The organism is Undibacterium sp. Ji22W, assembly GCF_049340305.1.
Lineage (GTDB): Bacteria > Pseudomonadota > Gammaproteobacteria > Burkholderiales > Burkholderiaceae_D > Undibacterium.
The window spans coordinates 494,153-518,148 of record NZ_JBMPOU010000003.1 but is presented as its reverse complement, the minus strand read 5'-3'; the positions used below and the strand labels follow the sequence as shown (position 1 = coordinate 518,148).

21 protein-coding genes are annotated in these 23,996 nt (G+C 44.8%); 17 read left to right on the top strand and 4 right to left on the bottom strand.

Annotated elements, in window-relative coordinates; genetic code table 11:
• The first annotated feature begins 224 nt into the window (after nucleotides 1-224).
• The 5 genes from ACO0KW_RS14830 to ACO0KW_RS14810 all read left to right on the top strand — a co-directional run bounded on the left by ACO0KW_RS14830 (nucleotide 225) and on the right by ACO0KW_RS14810 (nucleotide 6,050).
• Nucleotides 225-1,493 (top strand): cyanophycinase, encoded by a 1,269-nt coding sequence (locus ACO0KW_RS14830; protein ID WP_423054035.1) that lies wholly within the window; start codon nucleotides 225-227, stop codon nucleotides 1,491-1,493.
• Complete coding sequence (locus ACO0KW_RS14825; protein WP_423054034.1) at nucleotides 1,490-2,824, top strand: M20 metallopeptidase family protein; 1,335 nt, start codon at nucleotides 1,490-1,492, stop codon at nucleotides 2,822-2,824. The genes ACO0KW_RS14830 and ACO0KW_RS14825 overlap by 4 nt, the downstream gene beginning before the upstream one ends.
• Before the next feature lie 8 nt (nucleotides 2,825-2,832).
• Nucleotides 2,833-3,951: a succinylglutamate desuccinylase/aspartoacylase family protein gene (locus ACO0KW_RS14820; RefSeq protein ID WP_423054033.1), complete on the top strand. Its 1,119-nt coding sequence runs from the start codon at nucleotides 2,833-2,835 to the stop codon at nucleotides 3,949-3,951.
• A gap of 63 nt (nucleotides 3,952-4,014) precedes the next feature.
• Nucleotides 4,015-5,025, top strand: a complete 1,011-nt coding sequence (locus ACO0KW_RS14815) for a GlxA family transcriptional regulator (RefSeq protein WP_423054031.1) — start codon at nucleotides 4,015-4,017, stop codon at nucleotides 5,023-5,025.
• Complete coding sequence (locus tag ACO0KW_RS14810; RefSeq protein WP_423054029.1) at nucleotides 5,022-6,050, top strand: arginine N-succinyltransferase; 1,029 nt, start codon at nucleotides 5,022-5,024, stop codon at nucleotides 6,048-6,050. Before ACO0KW_RS14815 ends, ACO0KW_RS14810 begins: the two co-directional genes overlap by 4 nt.
• Nucleotides 6,051-6,385: 335 nt before the next feature.
• On the opposite strand, the gene ACO0KW_RS14805 is transcribed toward ACO0KW_RS14810, so the two are convergent.
• Genes ACO0KW_RS14805 through ACO0KW_RS14795 form a run of 3 tightly spaced genes read right to left on the bottom strand, consistent with a single transcriptional unit; the run spans nucleotide 6,386 to nucleotide 8,334 of the window.
• Nucleotides 6,386-6,880, bottom strand: coding sequence for a hypothetical protein (locus ACO0KW_RS14805; RefSeq protein ID WP_315472846.1), 495 nt, complete (start codon nucleotides 6,878-6,880; stop codon nucleotides 6,386-6,388).
• Between the two features lie 26 nt (nucleotides 6,881-6,906).
• On the bottom strand, nucleotides 6,907-8,025 hold the full coding sequence (locus ACO0KW_RS14800; protein WP_423054028.1) for a HigA family addiction module antitoxin: 1,119 nt from the start codon (nucleotides 8,023-8,025) through the stop codon (nucleotides 6,907-6,909).
• Nucleotides 8,026-8,037: 12 nt separating this feature from the next.
• Nucleotides 8,038-8,334, bottom strand: a complete 297-nt coding sequence (locus ACO0KW_RS14795; protein ID WP_315472844.1) for a type II toxin-antitoxin system RelE/ParE family toxin — start codon at nucleotides 8,332-8,334, stop codon at nucleotides 8,038-8,040.
• Nucleotides 8,335-8,595: 261 nt separating this feature from the next.
• Between ACO0KW_RS14795 and ACO0KW_RS14790 the strand changes: the two genes are divergently transcribed.
• The 4 genes from ACO0KW_RS14790 to ACO0KW_RS14775 all read left to right on the top strand — a co-directional run bounded on the left by ACO0KW_RS14790 (nucleotide 8,596) and on the right by ACO0KW_RS14775 (nucleotide 12,495).
• On the top strand, nucleotides 8,596-9,033 hold the full coding sequence (locus ACO0KW_RS14790) for a hypothetical protein (RefSeq protein WP_423054027.1): 438 nt from the start codon (nucleotides 8,596-8,598) through the stop codon (nucleotides 9,031-9,033).
• Between the two features lie 125 nt (nucleotides 9,034-9,158).
• Nucleotides 9,159-10,730 carry a recombinase family protein gene (locus ACO0KW_RS14785; RefSeq protein ID WP_423054026.1) on the top strand — a complete coding sequence of 524 codons (1,572 nt, stop codon included), beginning with the start codon at nucleotides 9,159-9,161 and terminating at the stop codon, nucleotides 10,728-10,730.
• Entirely contained in the window at nucleotides 10,727-11,614 is an 888-nt protein-coding gene (locus ACO0KW_RS14780) for a ParB/RepB/Spo0J family partition protein (protein ID WP_423054025.1), read from the top strand. The genes ACO0KW_RS14785 and ACO0KW_RS14780 overlap by 4 nt, the downstream gene beginning before the upstream one ends.
• Nucleotides 11,611-12,495, top strand: coding sequence for a plasmid partitioning protein RepB C-terminal domain-containing protein (locus tag ACO0KW_RS14775; RefSeq protein WP_423054023.1), 885 nt, complete (start codon nucleotides 11,611-11,613; stop codon nucleotides 12,493-12,495). Before ACO0KW_RS14780 ends, ACO0KW_RS14775 begins: the two co-directional genes overlap by 4 nt.
• Nucleotides 12,496-12,585: 90 nt before the next feature.
• On the opposite strand, the gene ACO0KW_RS14770 is transcribed toward ACO0KW_RS14775, so the two are convergent.
• Nucleotides 12,586-13,329 carry a hypothetical protein gene (locus tag ACO0KW_RS14770; protein ID WP_423054022.1) on the bottom strand — a complete coding sequence of 248 codons (744 nt, stop codon included), beginning with the start codon at nucleotides 13,327-13,329 and terminating at the stop codon, nucleotides 12,586-12,588.
• A 94-nt stretch (nucleotides 13,330-13,423) separates the two neighbouring features.
• Here ACO0KW_RS14770 and ACO0KW_RS14765 point away from each other — a divergent pair, with 94 nt between their 5' ends.
• The 8 genes from ACO0KW_RS14765 (at nucleotide 13,424) to ACO0KW_RS14730 (ending at nucleotide 23,956) form a co-directional block, all read left to right on the top strand.
• Entirely contained in the window at nucleotides 13,424-13,726 is a 303-nt protein-coding gene (locus tag ACO0KW_RS14765; protein ID WP_314860750.1) for a hypothetical protein, read from the top strand.
• Nucleotides 13,723-14,505 carry a helix-turn-helix domain-containing protein gene (locus ACO0KW_RS14760; RefSeq protein ID WP_423054021.1) on the top strand — a complete coding sequence of 261 codons (783 nt, stop codon included), beginning with the start codon at nucleotides 13,723-13,725 and terminating at the stop codon, nucleotides 14,503-14,505. The genes ACO0KW_RS14765 and ACO0KW_RS14760 overlap by 4 nt, the downstream gene beginning before the upstream one ends.
• Before the next feature lie 1,358 nt (nucleotides 14,506-15,863).
• Entirely contained in the window at nucleotides 15,864-16,166 is a 303-nt protein-coding gene (locus ACO0KW_RS14755) for a hypothetical protein (protein WP_423054020.1), read from the top strand.
• Nucleotides 16,167-16,454: 288 nt separating this feature from the next.
• Nucleotides 16,455-19,220 (top strand): class I SAM-dependent DNA methyltransferase, encoded by a 2,766-nt coding sequence (locus ACO0KW_RS14750; RefSeq protein ID WP_423054019.1) that lies wholly within the window; start codon nucleotides 16,455-16,457, stop codon nucleotides 19,218-19,220.
• A 2-nt stretch (nucleotides 19,221-19,222) separates the two neighbouring features.
• Entirely contained in the window at nucleotides 19,223-21,343 is a 2,121-nt protein-coding gene (locus ACO0KW_RS14745; RefSeq protein ID WP_423054018.1) for a DEAD/DEAH box helicase, read from the top strand.
• Nucleotides 21,336-22,517 (top strand): GIY-YIG nuclease family protein, encoded by a 1,182-nt coding sequence (locus tag ACO0KW_RS14740; protein ID WP_423054017.1) that lies wholly within the window; start codon nucleotides 21,336-21,338, stop codon nucleotides 22,515-22,517. The genes ACO0KW_RS14745 and ACO0KW_RS14740 overlap by 8 nt, the downstream gene beginning before the upstream one ends.
• A gap of 66 nt (nucleotides 22,518-22,583) precedes the next feature.
• On the top strand, nucleotides 22,584-23,087 hold the full coding sequence (locus ACO0KW_RS14735; RefSeq protein ID WP_315472834.1) for a hypothetical protein: 504 nt from the start codon (nucleotides 22,584-22,586) through the stop codon (nucleotides 23,085-23,087).
• Entirely contained in the window at nucleotides 23,087-23,956 is an 870-nt protein-coding gene (locus tag ACO0KW_RS14730) for a hypothetical protein (RefSeq protein WP_315472833.1), read from the top strand. Before ACO0KW_RS14735 ends, ACO0KW_RS14730 begins: the two co-directional genes overlap by 1 nt.
• Nucleotides 23,957-23,996: the final 40 nt, after the last annotated feature.

Genomic DNA, 23,996 nt, shown 5'->3' with positions numbered 1-23,996 from the left:
TGTATGCAGTGTTCGCTTCCTTGGGCCACTTCTTATTCGCTTGGGTCGCACCGTGAGAAGCTGGTGTCGCATTCTTGCAATGTTGTTTGGGTAAGGGTGTTGCAAACTTCCGACAGTGCGACATGCATTTGCCAATGTGCGCAAAGTTTGCAAAGACGATGTCAGAAGGATGCAGATTGGTGGCAACATCCGCTTCAAATAGTTCTTTGCGAAAGGCAAATTCATTGAAATCTCTATTTATGTTGACGTTGATCGCAGCGAATTTGGCGATCGATAGCGGGTACGCCGAGGAAATTCAAAAAAAATCCGCGTTCCGTGCTATTTCCGGTGTCGTTGTGCCTATGGGCGGCGCGGTCCGTGGAGATAACGACGAATTACGACAACGCCTGGTCGATCTCGCGGGTGGTAAAAATGCCGTATTTGTCATCATACCGACCGCCTCTGGGAATCCGGTGCCGACTGGCGAAAACGCAGCGCATGAACTCAGGCGTCGCGGTGCGCAAGTGGAACTACTAAAAATCGCACCTCAATGGCCGGGAGAAAACCTTGAATCAGCCCGCAGGGCGGCGGCTGATCCCGACAACGTCGCCAAAATTCGCGCCGCCACCGGCGTGTACTTTACCGGCGGTGCGCAAGAGCGTTATGCCGACGTACTCAATCCCAACGGTGTGGCCTCGCCCGTGCTGCAAGCGGTGCGCGAGTTGCAAACACGCGGTGGCGTGATTGCGGGTACCAGTGCTGGTGCCGCGATCATGAGCAGCGTCATGTTTCGCGATGCGCCAAATTCCTTAATGGTGCTCAAAGGCTTACTGCGTGAAGGGAAAGAAATTGAACGCGGTTTAGGATTTGTCGGCGATGAACTTTTCATTGATCAACATTTTCTGAAGCGCGGACGTATTGGTCGTATGTTGGCCGCCATGCTCGCCAAGGGCTACAAAATTGGCCTAGGTATTGACGAAAATACTGCCGCGGTAATTCACAGTACTGATGTCGAAATTGTCGGCGCAACTGGCGCCCTGTTGATCGATCTGCGTGATGCGACGATAGAGCCGGGGCCTATTAATATTCGTAATATCCGTATTTCCTATCTGGATAACGGTGACCATTATGATTTGGCGAAAGGGGAAATAAGTGTTTTCCCTGCAAAACGCGCTAAAGGGGAACTCAAGTTCCGACAGCCTGGTTTTGTCCCAGAATTTGAAAATCCGCGAAGGGCTTTTCCCGATCTATTAGGCGAAAACGCGATCCAAAGGGCGTTATCGCAACTAGTTGATGGCAACCAAGATCACGTGACAGGATTCGCCTTCGATGTCGTTCCGATGGCGAACGATCCAGCACCCAATCTAGGATTTGAGTTTGTGCTGCGTCGGGATGAACGCACTCGCGCCTGGGAAAGCACGGGTATCGATGGTAAAGACTATTCCGTATTTGATGCGCGTCTAGATGTACGGCCGATACGTATCACGACTCCACTCTTCAAAGCCTGGCAATGAATATACGGCGACCAAGACAGATCAGAACGCTCCTGTTCACAACAATTTTGTGTGCACAGACCGCTGCTGTGCTGGCGCAGCAAACCGTTGATCATACACAATTGGACGCTGCGGCAACCAAGGTTCTGTCTGAAGTAGTGAATTGGCGGCGAGACTTACACGCCCATCCTGAATTGGCGTTCCAAGAACAACGCACCTCTGACATCATTGCGACTGAACTGCATCGTATGGGTTATGAGGTCAGTCGCGGCATGGCCGGAACTGGTGTCGTTGGACTACTCAAAACCGGCCGACCAGGTCCGGTAGTTGCTTTGCGTGCCGACATGGATGGCCTACCGGTAATGGAAGACACGGGCCTGCCATTCGCTTCCAAACAGCACGTCAAACAAAATACGCCCCAAGGAAACACAGAAGTCGCCTTGATGCACGCCTGTGGTCATGATATGCATGTAGCGATGCTGCTTGGTGCAGCGCGCGTGCTCGCCGATCTGCGCGGACAACTTTCTGGCACGGTCAAGCTAGTATTTCAACCGGCCGAGGAAGGCGTCCCGAACGCACCGAATGGTGCCGAACGCATGGTGAAAGCGGGTGTTCTCGATAGTCCCAAAGTCGATGCTATGTTCGGTCTGCACGTGGGCATCACACCGCAACCGACCGGCACAATTTCGCTACGGGCACGTGGATTAATGGCGAGCAGCGACACCTTTGATATTGTCGTCAAAGGCCAGCAAACACATGGCGCCTTACCGTGGAACGGCGTCGATCCAATAGTGGTCGCGGCGCAGATCATATTAGGGCTACAGACTATCGTAAGCAGACAAACCAACCTAACCTTGGCGCCTGCTGTCATTACCGTGGGAACCCTGCAAGGCGGACAACGTGCGAACATCGTGCCGGGCGAAGTAAAAATGAGCGGCACCATTCGCAGCTTTGACCCAGCAATGCGCGATCAGATTCTGGCACAGGTCAGACGCACTACAGAGAATCTTGCGTTGGCTTCTGGTGCAACGGCAAATGTGAGCATAGATGCGGGTTATCCGGTGACCTGGAACGATCCAGCCCTAACAGCAAAAATGCTACCAAGCCTGCGTCGCATCGCTGGCACCGCGGTGCTAACCGACGTTCCACCAACTACCACTTCCGAGGATTTTTCTTTTTACGGACAGCGCGTCCCCTCTATGTTGTTTTTTCTCGGTGTCAATCCGCCAGGGACTGCTCCCACGGACTGGGCGCCAAACCATTCACCTCGCTTCAATCCAGACGAAGGTGCCTTGCTGACTGGCGTACGCACACTTGCCAGTCTGGCTGCTGATTATTTGACTGGGAACTGAAACCTCTCATGGAACTATTGTCGATTCCTCTCCCCTCCCCCGCCGCTGGCACCAACCGCATGCTGCCTATTCTCCGTTTTGGAAAAGAAGGCGCTGGTCCCAAGGCCTATATTCAAGCATCACTTCATGCCGACGAACTACCCGGCATGCTGGTCGCTCACCATCTAAGAAATCAACTTGCAGAGCTTGAACAGCAAGGTCAACTGCTTGGAGAAGTCATCTTAGTCCCTGCCGCAAATCCGATCGGACTTGCACAAACGGTGTTGGGAACCAGCCTGGGGCGCTTCGATCTACGAACCGGGCAAAATTTCAACCGCCAATTTCACAATTTATCAAGTACTGTATTGGCACGAGTGAAATCTCAACTTGGGTCTGATTCACACACCAATCAGCATCTGATCCGTGCAGCGATCCGCGGTTGTCTGATGGAACAAACTGCTACGGACGAACTGTCTGCGCAACGTTTAGAGTTGATGCGGCTCGCTGCCGATGCAGATGTGGTGCTCGATCTGCATTGCGACTGCGAAGCGGTGCTTCATATTTATACTGGGACACCGCTGTGGGAGCGCGTTGCGCCGTTGGCCGGATTACTCGATGCACGTGTTGCCCTGTTGGAGACGAATTCCGGTGATGATCCTTTCGATGAAGCTTGTTCTCGCATCTGGTGGGATATCGCAGCACAAGTTGGAAATGAATTCCCGATACCCTTGGCCTGCCTTGCCGTGACTGTTGAGTTACGCGGCCTTGCCGATGTCAGACATGGCTATGCCGAACGTGACGCAATTGCGTTGATCGATTTTCTGCGCTTGCAAGGCATCATTGCTGGTCCTTTGTCGCAAACCATATTAGCAGCCTGTGAACCGACTCCGCTCGCAGGCTGCGTACCGCTGACTGCACCAACAGCAGGACTGGTGGTGTACTTGCGCGAACTTGGCGAAACCGTCAAAGCAGGTGAACCGCTCATCGATTTAATTGATCCGGTGAGCGGAAAGGTGCAACAATTATTGGCACCAGTCGATGGAATTTTCTTCGCTCGCGAAAATCGTCGCTATGTGCCGCCGGGAACTCGTTTGAGCAAAGTCGCAGGTCGCGAAGCCTTGCGTAACGGACCGCTGCTTTCGGCGTAAGGAAACCGATTGCGAATGATGTCGTAGTTGGATGTAAAATCCAGCAGTCTAAAGAAAGAACCTATGCCAACGCCTTTTTCCGTTTCGTTGATATTGCTTCCTGGTTTTTCGCTGTTCGCATTGGGTGCGGTGCGCAGTGTATTCGCGGCAGCCAACGAAGTGAGTGGCGAGGTGCTGTATCGAATCGAGCAATATGCGGCCGATGGTTCACAGGCGTGTACGCAATGCGGTATTTCACTCTCAGCCGAACCATTCAATAAGCTGAGTCACAGCCAAGCTGGTTTGGTCATGTTGATTGCCGACGAACGTGTCGATGAACATGTTGCCGGCGCGGTCGGCGGCCACCTCATGCAGCTACTAAGTCGTTACGACCATGACAGTGAAACAGTACTTGGTGCTTGCGGTGCTGGTGCACAAATACTCGCAGAGCATGGTTTCCTCGATGGCTATCGCGCCGCCATTCATTGGCAAATTCTGGCAGATGCAGTGAAGCGCTATCCAACCACCGTGTTCACTCCGGGCTTGTTTGAAATCGATAGAAATCGCATCAGCGCTGGTGCTGGTGCTGCTGTACTCGATTTGCTACTACATTGGATTGGATTACGTCACGGCAGCACATTCGCGGCCGAAGTCGCTGCCGGTTTGGGATTGGATCGCGTGCGCGGAAGCGAAGAACGACAGCCTGTACCAGCATCAGCGCAACCAGCACTCGGATCGGCGCGCCTTAAGGAGGCACTGGAATTGATGGCAGCCAATCTGGCCGAACCCCTACAGGCTGAAGATATTGCCCAATTGGTTGGTGTGTCACGCAGGCAATTGGAACGACTGTTCCGGCAACACATGGATACATTTCCATCGCGATATTACTTAGAGCTGCGACTGAAGCATGCACGCCGCCAATTGAAGCAAACAACCCAATCGATTTTGCAGGTAGGACTTGCGTGTGGATTCACTTCCGGTCCGCATTTCTCAACCACATACCGCAATTATTTTGGTTACACTCCGCGCGAGGAGCGTGCCCGACACACCATGCCGCAAGTCGCGACTAAAATTTCCGAAGAGGACACGCAATGAATCACATAGACTACCTGTTGCGCCCAGCAACCCTAGATGATCTCGATACCATCGAGCGCTTCTCGAAAGCCAGTACGTTCAGCATCCATACACTCAAACCAGGTCGTTCCCGACTTGCGGAAAGACTTGAGCGGTCGCAAAAAGCCTTTGCTGGCACCGAGCCATTCCGCGGCGATGAGATCTACCACTTTGTACTAGAAGACCTCCGAGCGGGTCGCGTTGTGGGTACTAGTGGCATCGTCACCAGTGCTGGCGCAAACGGTAGGTTCTATTGTTATCGCAATGAATTTTCCGTACATGCCAGCGAAGAGCTCGGCATCAGCAACCGCGAACATACACTGCGTCTATGCGAAGATTTGTCGGGTCACTCACTGCTCAGCTCGTTTTACATTGAGCCGGAATATGGCGAAACGCTAGCCCCACAATTGCTTTCGCGCGGACGACTGCTTTTCATCAGAAACTTTCCCCACCTGTTTGCGCAAAGAATAGGTGCTGAAAATCCAGGTTTATGCGACGAAGCCGGCAATAGCCCGTTTTGGAATGCACTGGGTGGACGCTTCTTAAAAATGCCGTTTCCTGAGGCTGAGCAACGCACCGGGGGACGATCCAAGAATTTCATTGCTGAGTTGATGCCGCGCTCACCGATTTATGTCTCTTTGCTGGCCGAGGATGCCCAGTGGGCAATGGGGCAACTACATCCTGATGGAGAATTACCTTTTAGGATTCTGGTGTCAGAAGGCTTTGATGTAGATTCTTTTGTCGACATATTCGATGGTGGGCCTATTGCCGAAGCGCGCGTCGCTATGCTGAACACCGTAGTTTCCGCACTAGATGTGGAATTACGAACAGCCGCTAATTTGGAAGGAGAAGCCTGCATGGTAGCCAATATGGAACGGTCAGGATTCCTCGCGACACTGGCGCTTGGTGAATTCGTTGACAACGCCCTTCAACTCGCACCTTCTGCCATTGAACAATTGGCTCTGAAGGTTGGTTCACATGCCTGTGCAGTCAGTGTCAAAGGGTAGAAATCACTCCCCGTATCGAGGTAATTAAAAATGAAAAAAACCCTTACAATTTCTTGTAAGAGCTTGATTTCAAAACACCTAAATCTTGGTGGGCCTCCCGTGAGTCGAACACGGTACCAACGGATTATGAGTCAAATCAAACGAGGCATAGATTACCAGCCATCACTCTGTTTCACAAGAGATTTGATCACTAAAGATAACCCAAATTAACTGCAAATTAGCCTGTCACTCCGGCAAAATTCCGGCAGGTTCAACTTTCTAACCCCACTGGTCGGATTCGAAAAATAGAATCCAAAAATCCGACTCAATGATTACTGCTTCCAACTATCAAAAAATTAATTAGCGTACGAATTCTTCTTTTGAGCCTTAGCCAACCGTGCATATTGGAATTCTTCAAGGTCAATTCCAAAATCAAAAATAATTTGAATTGGTTGCTCAGGGAGTCTATTTTCGTTATAGCTATCAACATCATTTTTGAGTTGCTTACAATCACCAAATATCTGCTGACGACGCTGCTGAAACGCAAGTTTCATATGTTTCGGAGAAGCGGTTCGAATATCATCCCATAAAACATACTGCTCTTGCCCCTCTGAGTAGGTAGCAGCATGCTTCGTACGTACCCGACGCCCCTGTTCATCAGTGACAAATTCGTCTCGCAAAGCACGGGAAAATTCTTCCGCACACTGACTTAAAACCGCCGACGGATTTGGTATCCATTTACCAGTATTGATGGCCCATTGAGCTAACTCGCGTGTTGAAGCAGGCCATTTATTTCCTGCTGCTTGGTATTGTGGAATTAACTGTTGTAAATACTCATTTTTCGTAGTCATCTATTGACTCCTAAATATTCAAAAAATCAATCATTCAACATCTGTCCGAAACCATCAGTCAAAGTAGATTGGATAACATGCTCTCTAACCTTTTCAAGGTATTTTCGATGAAAACTATATGGTATAAGCTTTCGATTTTGCAGCTGACCAACAACAATTCCTGGATGAACTTTTATTCTTTTTGAAAAACCAATAATTTTCTCATCTGAAAACATTGGGTTTACCCTTGCAATAAAACCATCAAACTCTTGTTTCGATAATAAAAGTTCAGCCGCAGCTTGGTTTGCTCGAATCTCATTAGCTGGAATTTCATTACCATCAACGTTAAACACATCGACTTCTATAATTGGTTGAGCCATCCCCTCTTTATGTTTTATATGATCCAGCTCGTGAAACAATGAATGCCAAAAGTTATCAACACGATCAAATCTCAAAGAAAGAGCAACGACAGGCGTTGTTTTTGAAAGCCAAAAACAAGCACCATCAATCTTGCATCCTGGAAGAGGCTCAACAACTACAAATTTAACCCCTGCCCTTGCCAAAATCGACGCAACGTTACGTGTTCCATCGACATATTCAAGTTGACTTTTTAGTTCTTGAACTGCGATTTCCAATTTCGATTCACTATATTTATCGCACGGTGCAGAAAGCGCCACAGCTCGGGCGCGACATAACCATGCGATCTGCTGCATAGGCGCATCTATATATGAAGTCTTTTTTGCCACGTGCAAAAACGAAGGCACTTCATTTACAGAAGATATTCCAAAGAATGAAAAAATCTGACTCTCCAAAATCTCGACATTCTTATTTGCTTGAATCCAACCGCGCTTAACCATATCTCTAACAGGAAATTTGCTGTGCAACTCTGACTTTCTAGCAATTGAATCTTGAACTGGCCTAACTTTTGACAATTGATACTGGCTCTCTAAATTCATCCATAATTCTGGTCCTGTACCCAAAGCCTCGCTAAACGCAATTGCCGTCTCTGGCGTAATAGCCCTTTTGCCACCAATGACTTCATTGATTAGACGCGTATCCTTACCAACAATTTCAGCGAACTCAACCTGAGTCCATCCCCTGGCTTCCAATTCATCTCTCAAAAACTCCCCTGGCGGGAAAATTTCAGCAGGAATCCGAGCATTCATTTTTTTCTCCAATTAGTGATAGTCAGCAATTTCAATAATCACAACAATTTTTCCAGAGCTATCAGTAGATAATTCCAAGATTAATCGCCATTGATCATTCAGCCTCATCGAATATTGTCCGGCTCGATCACCCTTCAACTTCTCAAAATGCAAAGACTTTAGCGCGTAAAAAGCCCGTTCATCAGACGCAGCCCGAATCATTTGGAGTCGCTTCCTGTAGTTAGTCACGATTGCGCTAGAAAATCCAGCTGTAAAGCTAGCATCAACTTCCAATCGATCAAACTTTTCGTCTTTAAATTTAACTTCCATGCGCCTCAATATAATATCAACGTTAAACAAAATACGCAACTTTACACATGGTGTAAAGTTGCAATTATATTGCATTTCAAGATTAATGCAACAAAACAAAAATACTAAATTGCCAACCGACCATACGCTACTCTCCCCATACATCAACAATAAAAATTTCGCTATAAATTAGTTCAATGCATGAAGGAATTACAACCTAGATTCGTACATACAATTATGCCTGGTAAATGCATGCAAATTGGATAGCTAAGGCGAACTAAAATGGAAAAGAGAACCTGCTTAAGTTGCGGCGAATTATTTTTATTTCGCCCCCAAAATCCAACTCAAACCTACTGTGCAAAAAAGACCTGCCAGCTAAAGCGCCGGAATCTATGGCAGAAGCAAAAACTTCAAACTGATCCTGACTATCGTGAAAATCAAACTCGTGCGCAACAAGAATGGATGAAACGAAATGCTAATTACTGGCAAAAATACCGTGCCTCACACCATAAATACGTTGAACACAATCGTGTTATGCAGCGCATAAGAAATAGTAAGATTTCAGGTAGTACAGGCGAAATTGCAAAGATGGACGCGTCAACTGGCAGTCACTACCCCGCTAAAGGAATTTATCTATTGACGCCTCAAAGTCGAAAAAAAATTGCAAAGATGGATGTATGGACAGTAGAACTCACTCTAATAAGCGTCCAAGCCGTTTAAATCGTTTATTGCAAAGATAGTACTTGTGCGTTGCTTTTGATCTTTCTGTTACTTTATTAACTGAATAACCAAAAATTGATTTTAATTAATACCCATAGCGTCTGCTTATTTGCATGGAGTAACCGATGTATTCCTCGCGCGAAAATGAAAACAATATTCTAGTGACAGACACCCATCATTTTCGAGGTGCAGAATACGTGCGAATGTCGACCGAGCATCAACAATATTCGACAGACAATCAACATCACCGTATTTTGGAATATGCAAACCGTCGTCACATCGATATTGTTAAAACTTATGCCGATGAAGGGAAAAGTGGCCTTCGCATTGATGGACGACATGCACTACAACAGTTAATCAAAGATGTCGAAAGTGGCACAGCCGACTTCAATATTATTTTGGTGTATGACGTTAGTCGCTGGGGGCGATTTCAGGATGCTGATGAGAGTGCCTATTACGAATACATTTGCAAGCGAGCCGGTATCCAAGTCGCTTATTGTGCCGAGCAATTTGAGAATGATGGATCACCTGTCTCAACCATTGTCAAAGGCGTCAAACGCGCAATGGCGGGAGAATATAGTCGTGAGTTATCTGCAAAAGTATTTGCCGGACAATGCCGATTGATTGAATTAGGTTTTCGTCAAGGTGGGCCTGCTGGATATGGGCTTCGAAGAATACTGATTGACCAGCAAGGCCAAGTTAAGACGGAATTAAAACGCGGGGAGCATAAGAGTTTACAAACTGATCGCGTGATCTTGATGCCTGGGCCAGACGAGGAAATCAAGCTCGTCAATCAGATGTACCGGTGGTTTATTGATGATGGTTTATATGAAGCCGAAATCGCCGCACGATTAAACGCCATGCGCACCTTAACAGATCTCAGTCGACCATGGACACGATCAACCGTGCATGAAATTTTGACCAATGAGAAGTACATTGGCAACAACATATATAACCGCGTCTCCAATAAATTAAAGAAAATTCGCGTGGTCAATAACAGCGACATGTGGATTAAAAAGGAAGGCGCATTTCAACCAATAGTACCGACGGAAATATTTTTTACAGCACAAGGCATTATTCGCGCGCGTGCCAGAAGATATACCGATGATGAATTGATTGATCGCTTACGTTCACTATATAAAAATCGAGGCGTCTTGTCTGGTCTCATTATCGATGAAATGGATGGAATGCCGGCATCTTCAGTCTATGCCTATCGATTTGGCAGCCTGATTCGCGCCTACCAGATGGTCGGTTTTACACCTGATAGGGATTATCAATACCTAGAAATCAATCGGTTTATACGTCGCTTGCATCCTGAGATTATTGCGCAAACAGAATCCAAGGTTGCTGAATTGGGAGGGCAAATATACCGTGATCCTGCGACAGATTTACTACACATCAACAAAGAATTTTCAGTTTCTATCGTTTTAGCACGTTGCCAGGTAACCGAATCTGGTCGCAATTGTTGGAAAATTCGATTTGACTCTAGCCTGATTCCAGATATCACTGTCGCTGTCAGACTGAATACCAACAACCAATCCCCACTAGATTATTTTCTGCTGCCCCGTATCGATTTTGGCTCACCTTACTTGAGTTTAGCGGATCAAAATTCCATTGAATTTGATAGCTACCGCTTTGACAATCTCGATTACTTATACGGCATGGCGCAAAGAACACGTTTATGGAGAGCAGCATGACAGAAGGAGCGCAAGAACTACGTTTGATTCCACTTGAGTCTATCGACGTACTAAATCCAAGAGAAAGAGATGGAAAGGTCTTCAATGAAATCGTTGAAAACATTCGAAATATTGGGCTGAAAAAGCCGATTAAAGTCACACCACGATCAGGTAGAGATGGCGAACAACGTTATTTATTAATATGTGGCGAAGGCCGAATGAAAGCATTCAAAGAGCTTGGCCAGAAAAATATTCCTGCACTAATTGTGTCAGTTAGCGATGAAGATGCTTTTATCATGAGTCTCGCAGAGAATATCGCACGCCGACAATATCGGCCATTAGAGTTGTTAACGGCGATCGAAATGCTGCAAGACCACGGATACGATAAAAAAGTGATTGCATCAAAGACAGGATTAGGTGTTGAAAGAGTACAAGGCATACTTGTGTTGTTAGAACATGGTGAAGAGCGTCTATTAGCAGCGGTAGAGAAAGGAAAAATCCCGCTATCAGCAGCTCTTACCATAGTTAGTGGCGGTCGTGACGACAAAGCCATTCAACAAGCATTACAAGAAGCCTATGAATCAGGTCAATTACGTGGCAAGCAATTATTCGAGGCAAAACGTATCATTGAAAATCGATACGCACTTGGGAGAACACTTGGTTGCAACATGCCTAGAAAGCGAACCGACGTTACAACCAGTAGTCTAGTAAGATCTTATCAAAAAGAAGTAGATCGCCAGAAGCTAATGGTTAAAAAAGCCGAGGTAACTCAACATCGATTGTTATTTGTTACGAATGCGCTTCGCCAGCTCTTTTTAGATGAAAATTTTTCTAACTTATTACGCGCCGAAGGTATCGACACATTACCTACTTATTTAGCAGTGCGCGTTCGGGAAGCGGTATGACTGAAGTTATTCAATTAGGTTTCTCAATGGAACCAGTAACGCTACAATTAGCGAATATCCTGCCGTCACGGTCAATGCCTGAAAACTTGAATACCTCAAGAAAATTCACGCAAATTCGATCTTCGATCAAAGAGATCGGTTTGATCGAACCGTTATCTATTACGCCGCAAATTGAGAAATCAAATCATCATATGCTTTTAGATGGTCACATACGTCTGATCGCATTGCGTGAATTAGGTTTTAACGAAGCTCTCTGTTTAATAGCAAAAGATGACGAAAGTTATACCTACAACAGTCGAATAAATAGACTGTCTACTATTCAAGAACACTACATGATTCTGCGCGCTATCGAAAGAGGTGTATCAGCTAACCGCTTGGCCGAAGTACTAAGTGTCGATAGCAGCCAAATTTATAAAAAAATGACTTTGCTAAATGGTATCTGCCCAGAAGCCGTTGAACTCCTAAAAGACAGGCAATTTTCTACTGACATTTCAAGAGTGCTTAGGAAAATGAAACCTACACGCCAAATTGAGTGCGTAGAACTCATGATATCTGCAAATACAGTGACCGTATCTTATGCAGAAGCAATGCTCGTCGCCACACCCGCTGAATTACTAGTTACCGGAAAGAAGCCAATAAAATTAGCAGGCATGTCACAAGATCAAATGAGTAAGATGGAACGTGAGATGGCCAACTTACAAGGGCAATACAAAGTCGTTGAACAAACTTATGGCCAGGATGTATTAAATTTAGTTCTTGCCCGCGGTTATCTAACTAAGCTATTGGACAATCCGTCTATCCTTCGCTATTTAGCTAAAAAATTTCCAGAAATTCTTGTTGAATTTGAAGCCGTCGTAAAAACAGCAGCATTAGATCAATAAGCTCGGTACCAAGCAGTTTTTTTTCCCAGATACAAACGCACAAGTTTTTGAATAGTAGTTATCTCAATCAGCACTGTGATTACATTTCATTCAAGAATCCACCAAATCAGGATCAGACATTTCTCGATACAGTTCCAAAACAAAACTTTCTAAATGTCCATCCCCATCTGCAAGAACTGCTAGACAAAATTTCTCACGTGCAGCCATACGCTCTGCGGTTAAGTGAGCTACAACAAACTCAATGTCCCAATTCTCTGATATTCCGAATTCACTGCGCGATAACCATGGCAACCCTCTATCCCATAGGATACCCCACTGCCAAGCATAGATTCGCAACATCTCTGGCCAGCGATTATGAGCACCCAACTGTATGAGTTCAAATATTTTCTCGCCAGAGCATAACAAAACCTCTGGATCGTATTTTAAACGACGATATGTTGGCCAATCATATTCATACCCAAGCTGAAAATCGAGCGCGTCATAATCACGCAAATTCAATTTTTCTCCAACCATATCTTCAACATGAGAATCCGAAAAAAGCGATCCTTCTGCTAACTTACTGTTATTTTCAACTACTATTTTATGCGGTGCGCGCTTCAAGAGTCTCGCAACACGATTCTCCAATTTTTGAATTCCCGCAGCCTGCGGCGCGCGAGTTTTTGCAGTGATTGGATAAAGAGAATATCGATAAGCCTGCCCATCTGGCAGACCTAATTTTTCATCAAGCTGCGAATAAGAAAAGCCTGTCAGGTCACGCGCTTCTTCGATCAGCATTGCAGCAAATCGAGAAAGCGCCAGCTTTAATCTACGTCCTCTATTTTCTCCGACATTCATATAAATTCCCCAATTTCAAAAACTGGCCCTACAACAAAATATTGGGCCATTCTAGGATGCAATACACATTACTGCAAGTCTCTGGAGAACTTAAATGAACAAACCAACCAACGATTTTCGCCAATCATTTAAAAGCATGGCGCCGCAAGCGATCATTTCAAGATCAGAATTAGCCATGCTGCTAAGTACCTCATCAAGTGCGGTCTCACAAATGGCGTACAGAGGAGAACTACCTCAAACCGCTTTCCCAGGGAAGCGACGTGCATGTTGGTTCGTATCAGATATTCGAAATTGGCTTGAGGAATTATCTAACAATCGACTCGCAAGTCCTGCAAATCACGTGAATACTTCCTCCAAGATTGGTCGCCCGCGCATCTCTACTTCCAGCGGTATATGAGCATACGTGCGATGAATTGGGCTTGGGAGCAAGTGCTTGAGCCAACGCCGAAATTGATCTTGATGGCGCTAGCAGACTGCGCCAATGATTTTGATGAATGCTGGCCAAGCATAAGGCTAATAGCGAAAAAATGCTGCGTCTCGGAGCGTACCGTTCAGCGTACCTTACAGAAGTTCACACAAAACAATCTCATCATTGTGAGCAGCAGACATACACAAAGTGGCAGGCAATCATCAAACGAATATCGTTTGCTTTTGAGCAGAAAAAGCACCCCCGACAATTTGTCACCCCATTTGGAAACTGAACTTACTAGCGTCGACAATTTGTCACCCTCGGGGGTGACATCTGGTGTCACTCTCGGGGGTGTCACAACTATGTCACCCCTTGAACCACCAAGAGAATCATCACAACAACCACTACACTTTCCCTCTGGGCTGACAACGATGGAAAAATCATTTGTGTCAAACCTCGTCCAAAATTTAGACGATCAAATTGCGCAGGCATTGATAGATGAACTTGCTGATGCGATTGAAAGCGGCACTATCAGAAAAAATTTATTACGTTGGTTTAACGCGCTTGTTGAGAAACAAAAGCTCGGGGCTTTCATGCCAACGGGAGGGATTAGAATAAAAGATCGACGTAATGCGAGAGTTCTCGAACGTCAAACTATCTTAGAAAAGAAAGAACTAAAAACTTTACCAACAGATTCAAAGGCAGCGCGGGAAGCTATTGCTAAGTTAAAGAGAACGATAAAGACACCAAATGGCGACAAATCGTAAACTACACGAATTTAGATCCGCACATTTTCGCTGACGCGAAAAAACAAAGCTAAGTACTTAATCCTAAGTAATGAGACCACTGATGAAGTTCCGAAATTCGTGGTCATACAAGTGCAAAAATGATCCTCGATGAATACGAGATGAAATTAAACTCAATTTCTTGGACATAGAGCTATTGACTGCTTAAAAATCGCTGCAAAATTGCTTCATTTTTGTGATTTTGTGCTTCAAATTTGTACCAAGCAGTTAAAAAAGAAGTAGAAATATTTCAAAAGCTTGTTTTTTTGCGTAAGAGATAAATTGAGGGCAGGATAGGCTTTCAGCCGGATTTTTGGTATATTTTGCTGCAAACGATAAGCAGTCAGAACAAAAAACCTTAAAAAATTACCTGCTCAAAAAATTCCCGCGAGTGCGTAGCTTTCGAGCTTCCAATAAATCCAAGTGTCGATACTCCCTCTTTATTCCACGCCAAGCACCAGTAATTGGAGCAAAGTATTCCCTTGGAGTCTGGATTGCTGCCTCATAAATCACTCTAAACACTCTGTGCATAGAAACCTCATCACAATTAATTAAAAAGTTCCCAAATCTAGTCGATTTGCTCGTCGCATCAACTAGTGGGCGACTTCATTTTAGGCGTCATCCTGATTCTGATCAAACGATATTTGAAAAATGCAATGCTATCCAAGAAAAGTCTTCCATTTGTAAGAAGTTAGACGAAATCTTGCTTCAATTTTGCTTCATTTTCGTGATTAACTGCTTTCATTTTTTGACGAATAGCTTCAAAAAAAAGCCATCCGCGTCAACAAGCTAACTTCAAGCAAAAAAAGTAAATATGAGGGCAGGATAGGCTTTCAGTATATTTTTTGGTACATTTTCCCGTAAAGATAGTTGGTGCTAGATGTCTTAAAAAAACCTACCAGCTCTAAAAATTTAGACCACTTCGTTACGTTCGTTCGTCCAACAAGTCCATTCGCAGAAAGAAGAAGAGAATTTTTTTCATTGAGGATATTCCCTCAATTCACTCGTAAGAGTTACATAGTTAGTTACATCAATAACCTAGAACCAAGAACTCTACTCCGCTTATTAAAGGCAGGCGAAATCTTGCTTCAATGCGACGTCAATTAAGTAGTGAGCATCTTTCATTTTTTGGCGAATAGCTTCAACAAACAAATTTGAATCAAGCACAAACAAAATTGAGGGCAGGATAGGCTTTCAGCATAATTTTTGGTACATTTTGGTCCAAACGAGAATCGGTCAGAACAACAAACCTTAAAGAAGCTATACATGAGGGCAGGATAGGCTTTCAACCGGATTTTGTAGTACATTACAGCGTCGATGATTGGAGTTCAGGATCTAAAATGAATACAAAACTAGAACAATGGACCTACCAAGAAGGACTCGACTTTGAATGCGCGCGTGAACTGATTACCGATGCCATGGGGATATGCACTGCAAATATCTCAGAAGAGATGCACAAAAGCAGCCCAAATGGACAAACTATCGAAGCCAATGACTTGGAGCGAACACGGCTACATCATTTACGAAACTCATTTCACGTAAGGGATGTTCAAAAAATAAAGCAGGTACTCACAGAATTTGGACCGATTGTTCGCGCAAATCTTGAAAAACGTGCTCGCGAACTAGAAATGAACCCAGACTGAATGAGTTTGGAAATTCCCTCCTTAACCTAGGCACACCCGCTCTATCTTTCAAAACAGCCATAATTCCAAGCGCGCTCAAGTCAAACCAATATGAGCAGCAAATCTTTTAATCGAAAAAGCAACGCCATTTTGCTTTCTCTTGATTTCCCCCTTCTAGTGAAATGTTACAATCTTCACTAATTTTTGCTACTTGCAAGAAATCAAATCAGAGCAAGCAGACAACTTCAATATTTAATGCCACAAAGCGAGCAAGTGCTTGCAATAATAAACACAAAGGCAGTTTAGCCCATGAATGCAGTAGAAATTGAATCAGCAGTATCGGACCTGGCGTTAGAGCCATTTGATAAAGAAGAATTTCCGTTTTCGTTTCTCGCGTGTTTTGGTCACAAAGACACAGCGCTCAAACGCCTGCGTAGCGGCAACAATAACGCATCAGATATTCCTTCAGGCGTTTTGCAACGCAATCAAATCCATATCGCTGTTTGTGAGCCAGGAGCGGTTGGTGAAACATTGACGGCACTGCGAGAAAGTCCAGCGACCACAAAAGCGAAAGCGAAATTCATTCTTGCGACCGATGGGCAGACTCTTGAAGCAGAAGAGCTAGTTGCTGGTGAGACTATCGCTTGTGCATATTCAGATTTTTCAGATCATTTCGGTTTTTTCCTACCGCTAGCCGGAATCTCCACGATCAAGGAAATCAAGGACAATCCTATCGACGTGCGTGCGACTGGACGGTTAAACAAGTTGTATGTCGAGTTACTAGCTGAAAATCCAGATTGGGCTAAAGAAGAACGCCGCGCCGACATGAATCATTTCATGGCACGTTTGATTTTCTGTTTTTTCGCTGAAGATACCAATATCTTTGAAAGCGCCGGTCTCTTCACAAAAACCGTTGAACAAATTAGTGAACGCGATGGGACGAATACGCATACAGTTATCAGCGAAATCTTTCGCGCAATGAATATCAAGCAAAACGAGCGAGCGCAAGCAAATCCTCGCTTGCCGACCTGGGCAGATCAATTTCCATATGTGAATGGTGGCCTGTTTTCTGGTAGCACCGAAGTACCACGTTTTACGCGTATGGCGCGCACTTACTTGGTCCACGCTGGTAACTTGAACTGGCAACAAATCAATCCAGATATTTTTGGTAGCATGATTCAAGCGGTAGCCGATGATGAGGAACGTGGGACTCTTGGGATGCACTATACCAGCGTTCCGAATATTCTCAAGGTACTCAATCCGTTATTTTTAGATGACCTACGTAGAGCACTTGAAGATGCTGGCGAAAACAAACTAAAGCTACTCAATTTGCGTAAGCGAATGGCACACATTCGTGTTTTTGACCCCGCCTGTGGATCAGGAAATTTCTTGGTAATAGCCTACAAGCAAATGCGCGAGATCGAGGCTGAAATCAATCGTCGCCGAGGAGAGATCAATTTAGGCAGTGAAATTCCCCTCACCAATTTCCGAGGAATTGAATTAAGAGAGTTCCCAGCTGAGATCGCACGTTTGGCTCTAATTATTGCTGAATTCCAGTGCGATGTTCACTATCGCGGACAACAAGATGCTCTAGCTGAATTTTTGCCGTTGGACACACAGAATTGGATTATTTGCGGTAACGCACTTCATCTCGATTGGCTCGGCATTTGCCCACCTGAGGGTACAGGCGTTAAATTAATCGCTGATGACCTATTCGGAACTCCGTTGGATCAGACGGAGATAGATTTTGAGAACAAAGGCGGAGAAACCTATATTTGTGGAAATCCTCCTTATATAGGTCGACGTAATCAAACCAAAGAGCAAAAAGACGAAATCAAACTTCTACTCGGTAAAAAAGTACAGTCTAGTGCATCCCTTGACTATGTTTTCTGCTGGATAGAAAAAGCGTCTGATTATGTACATGGGAATCGTAGCGAATTTGCTTTTGTAACCACTAATTCTGTTTCGCAAGGCTCACAAATACCAATTTATTGGCCTCACTTGTTTTCAAAGGGACTAGAAATAAATTTTGCACATCGATCCTTCAAGTGGAACAACAATGCATCCGACAATGCTGGCGTCACTTGCGTTATTCTTGGCGTTGGAAGACCTCGCGTTCCAAAATATATTTTTGATGAAACCCAGCGCTTAGAAGTCACCAAAATAAATGCCTATCTGTTGAGCTCCGATTTAAAAGTGGTTGAACCAAGCACAAATTCGATATCGTCTCTACCGAAAATGCGATACGGGAATCTACCTGGTGATGGTAATTTCCTTACCTTAAGTATGTCCGAACGAGACAATCTGTTTAAAGTTGATGCCAAGTTTAGACAGATAGTTATTCCTCTATTTGGAGCCCAAGAGTTCATTCGAGGCTTGCAACGCTATTGCCTTTGGATCGATGACGATATGCTTGAATTCGCAACCTCGAATGAGTTTATTCGACGAAGAATTATGGGCGTAAAGAAAACTAGAGAAGATAGTCCTGACCCAAGCTACAATATATTAGCAGACCGTCCACACCAATTTCGAGACAGAAACATTGCAAAGAATCTGACAATACTTGCACCAACTGTTAGTTCTGAGACCCGCGAATATCTTCCAGTGGCAGTATTTCCTGGACTCACTGGAACGACCAATCAATCCTATGCGCTTTACGATGCCCCATTGTGGAATATGGCACTACTCACGTCTCGAATGCATTTAGTGTGGATAGGAACTATCTGCGGTAAGTTAGAAACACGCCTTCGCTACTCAAATACTATGGGTTGGAATACTTTCCCAGTGCCTCTACTCACCGATCAGAATAAAGCCGATCTCGCCGTTTGTGCGGAGAATATTCTTCTAGCTCGGGAAGTACATTTTCCAGCTACTATTGCTGACCTTTATGATTCAGAAAACATGCCAGAGAACCTACGTCATGCACATGAACGTAACGACGAAGTAATAGAGCGTATCTATATCGGCCGCCGCTTTAAAAACGATACCGAACGCTTGGAAAAATTGTTCGATCTTTACACCAAACTGACATCAGTTGAAGCAAAATCAACTAAGAAAACTATAAAGGGAAAATAAGCGTGAGCGAGACTACAAGTAACCCTACAAATGTCCAAACGATACCGTCGGTTTCGATCAGCACGGCGCGCACAGGAGCTTCAAGCAAGGCTAATGCTTTTGGTATGCGCACCATGCAGGAGCGTGCTTATGCCAAACGCGGTGAGCAATACTTACTTATCAAGTCGCCACCAGCATCAGGCAAATCCCGTGCACTCATGTTTATCGCATTGGACAAGCTGCATAACCAAAACCTACAACAAGCAATTGTGGTGGTACCAGAGCGCTCAATTGGCAGCAGCTTTGCTGATGAAGCGTTAAGTCAACAAGGCTTCTATTGGGATTGGCAAGTCGCGCCGCAATGGAACCTTTGTAATGTACCTGGCGTCGATGAACCTCGCGTAGCTCAGTCCAAAGTTGAAGCTGTGGCTCAATTTTTAGCGAGTTCAGATAAAGTTCTGGTATGCACGCATGCGACCTTTCGCTTTGCTGTCGAGGAATTGGGTATTCAAGCCTTTGATAATCGCTTAATTGCGATAGACGAATTTCATCACGTTTCTGCCAATCCAAACAATAAACTGGGCAACCAGTTGGGTGCATTCATCGCAAGAGATAAAGTGCATCTCGTTGCGATGACCGGATCTTATTTCCGCGGTGATAGCGAAGCAGTACTCGGCACGGCTGACGAAGCTAAATTTGAGACAATCACTTACACGTACTATGAGCAACTAAATGGCTATCGTTGGCTAAAGTCTTTAGATATCGGATATTTTTTCTATACTGGCCCTTATGTCAACGCGATCACTAAGGTCTTAGATCCTTCGTTGAAAACGATTGTGCATATCCCAAATGTGAATGCGCGCGAAAGCCTCAAAGACAAGCAGCATGAAGTGAATGAGATTCTCGATGGATTAGGCGATTGGAAAGGCGTTGATCCATTAACCGGCTTTCATCAAGTACAAACAAAAGATGGGCGAATGATCAAAGTTGCCGACTTAGTTGATGATAGCGATCCGGCCAAACGCTCTAAGGTTCTCACTGCGCTGAAAGATCCCGCTCAAAAGAATAACCGTGATCATGTGGATGTCATTATCGCGCTTGGTATGGCAAAGGAAGGCTTTGATTGGATTTGGTGCGAGCATGCGTTAACGATAGGCTACCGTAGTAGCCTGACAGAAATTGTGCAAATTATCGGTCGTGCGACTCGTGATGCCGAAGGTAAAGAACGCTCACGCTTTACAAATTTGATTGCCGAGCCAACAGCCGAACAATCTGCTGTCGCAGAGGCCGTAAATGACATGCTCAAGGCTATTTCTGCCAGCCTGCTTATGGAACAAGTGCTAGCACCTCGCTACGAATTCACGCCTAAAAATGCAGGGAAACAAGATGGTTTTGACTATGGCCCAAACGGCTATCAAGTCGACGGTATCAATGTAGGTGTTAATGAAGCGACCGGACAATATCACGTAGAGATAAATGGCTTGGCGAAACCTGAAACCGCTGAAGCAACACGTATTTGCAGGGAAGACCTGAATGAAGTTGTTACTAGTTTCCTGCAAGATAAAACTACACTAGAACGCGGTTTATTTGATAAAGAAAATACCTTGCCAGAAGAATTGACGCAATTACGTATGGGTAAAATTGTGCGTGAGCGTTATCCTGATTTAAACGACACCGACCAAGAAGCAATTCGCCAGCATGCGATAGCTGCCATGAATATCACGCAACAGGCCAAATTAGCCCTCGCACATGCTGATGCGGTTGGCAGTGACCTTCCACAAGGTAGCACTGCCTTGATTGATGGTGTGCGCAAATTCGTCAATGTTCGCGACTTGGACATTGACTTAATCGACCGTATCAATCCCTTTGAAGCGGCCTATGCGGTACTGGCAAAAGCGATGGATGAAAAATCATTACGTCAGGTTCAAAACAGTATTGCGGCGAAAAAGCTCAACATTCCAGAAGATGACGCACGTGCTTTAGCCAAACGTGCTTTGCAGTTCAAGCAGGAGCGCGGTCGCTTACCTGATCTCAATTCCGCCGACGCATGGGAAAAACAGATGGCTGAAGGCGTAGCAGCGTTAGCACGTTATCGTGCGCAAGCCAAAGCAGCGCTAGCCCAAGGAGATTCAAGCAATGGCTGAAATGGATGATGATGAATTGCTGGATGCTCTTGGTGTTGAAGTTACGCCACTCAAGACGTCCAGTAGAACTCCACGTGAAGAACGCATCATTGCTGGCTTCGAAGATATCTTACGCTTCTATCAAGAGCATGGACGCGTTCCTTCGCACGGTGAGCATCAAGATATTTTCGAGCGTCTATATGCGGTGCGTTTAGACCAAATACGCAAGCTACCAGAGGCAAAAGCCTTGCTTGCTGAGATAGACGCGCCAGGATTACTTTCTGGTGAAGCATCCAACTCTGTGAACATTGACGATTTGGATGAGGATGCGTTACTTGCTGAGTTGGGCATTACGGATGAGGCGACGGCTCAAGACGATATCACCGTGCTGCGTCATGTCCGTTCAACTATAGAAAAACGTGCTGCTGAAGAAATCGCGGACCGTACACGATGTGAAGATTTTGAAAAATTTAGTCCGTTATTCGAACAGGTTACTCGCGAATTAAAAAGTGGTCTTCGTAAAACGATTCAGTATGGCCGCGATACAGCAATTGAGCTAGGTAACTATTTCGTGGTCGGTGGACAAATTGCTCTTGTAGCGGAAGTTGGCGAAACATTTACATCTGCCTATGGCCGTGAAGATGAACGCCTTAGGGTAATTTACGATAACGGAACCGAAAGTAATTTGCTACGTCGCTCACTGCAAAAAGCACTTTATAGAGACGAAACAGGTCGGCGTATCACAGACCCTGACCTAGGGCCATTATTTGGCGACACACAGGAACCAGATGACATTGAAAGTGGCACAATCTATGTACTGCGAAGTTTATCAACTCATCCTTTCGTTGCTGAACACCGCGAACTCATACACAAAATTGGTGTGACTGGCGGCAAAGTTGAAACTCGAATCGCAAATGCGGAAAAAGACGCAACCTATTTGTTAGCGGACGTTGAAATCATTGCGACCTATAAGCTTCACAATATAAATCGTACTAAGCTTGAGAATATCTTTCATCAGATATTCGACGCAGCACAGCTAGACATCATGATTGAAGATAGATTTGGCAATCCGGTCAAGCCAAGGGAATGGTTTTTAGTACCGCTGCATGTGATTGATGAGGTGGTTGGACGGATTCGTGATGGGTCAATTACTGAGATTACTTATGACCCAAAGACAGCTATGTTGACGAACTAACAATGCTATATCCCGAAAAAATTGACGCTGCATCAGTGATACTCAAATGTTGAATTGGAAAATATTATGAATTCTTTTCTACGGACACTTTTGTTTGCATCATCGCTTGCTCCGGCCATTCTGATTGGTGCTGCCGCTCAAATCTGGAATGTAGGAACAAATTTTGAAGTGTATTGCTGGATTGCTGCCAGCGCGCTTACTTGTTTACTACCACTTCTTGTTGCAGTTGAGGCATCAAAACGCACTGCCCAGACGCCCTTTGTAGCAAAAAAAATTGAGTCTCAAGACTGGCTATTAGTAGTTTTCGTTGTTAGTTACTTTGTGCCACTTGTAACAAAAATTTCTAACTTGCAGACGTTAGGTTTAATTTTTCTCGTTGCAGCAGTTTTGGCGGCCACCTTAGAGGCAATTCCAGTTCATCCAGTTCTCCATTTATTTCGCTACCGTTTTTATAAGGTTGAAGGGGATAATGGTGTGGTTTATGTAATGATAACCAAACGAAAACTTTTATCAGCAAAAGATATCAAAACTGTACAGCAGCTTTCTCCACAATTATTGATGAGTATTTAATGTATACATTATTTGCCTACACTAGAGATCCGAGCCAAAGACTGGTTCGGTTCGCCGTTGACCAAACCGTTCAACGTGAACTCACGACCTACCTAGATGCTCAGGTAAGTTTTTTTGAACAAGAACGAGAAGACATCATTTTTGATGGAAAATACAAGCCAGATGACGATGAGATGCTAGTTATTGAAGGGTTCGATGACATAGATAATCTCGCTGCGGCAATCGTGGCTCCGCTTAATTTTCCAATTGCAGACCCTAACAACTTCTCTTTCGACCAGATACGAGCACTATTTTTTGGGAAAACTGAAAATGGAACGACTTCTGTATATCTCCAAAATTTTGATAAACGAAAGCTAATTTCCGAGACTGGCTTCTCAATTTTCCATGCACAGAATGTCTATAAACGCATCGAAGGCACAGGATTGACGCTGAATACAAAAATTACGGCGAAATTACAGGGGAACGTTTTAAAATTCTTCAGCTTCTTTCTAATATCCCAGATGTTTGATATGAGCAGCTATTATCAAGTAGCCACGGATGCAGATATAGCGGAATTCGCCAACCTTCCTCAAGTTTCGGTGCAAGATCAAGATGCTTTAATAAGCGTCAGTGACAATTGGGTTAGGAATAAATTTTGGCTAATAAAGCAAAGCGGAATTTTAGAAAAAGTCGCGCCTGCTGATCTAAAAGTGATTGCCGCCGAATTTGGAATTCCAGTTGTCTATGAAGCCGTTGATGGCACCGAACGGTTACAATTACCCATCGATAAAAAACAACTAAAAACCTTACTGCGTTTTTTGGACGAGGATTACTATAAGTCTCCACTATCAAAAACCAACTTTGTCACGAATTCCAAAAGAGCTGTCTAATTAATTATAATCGTAAACAGTTAGAATTTTTGCTTAAAAG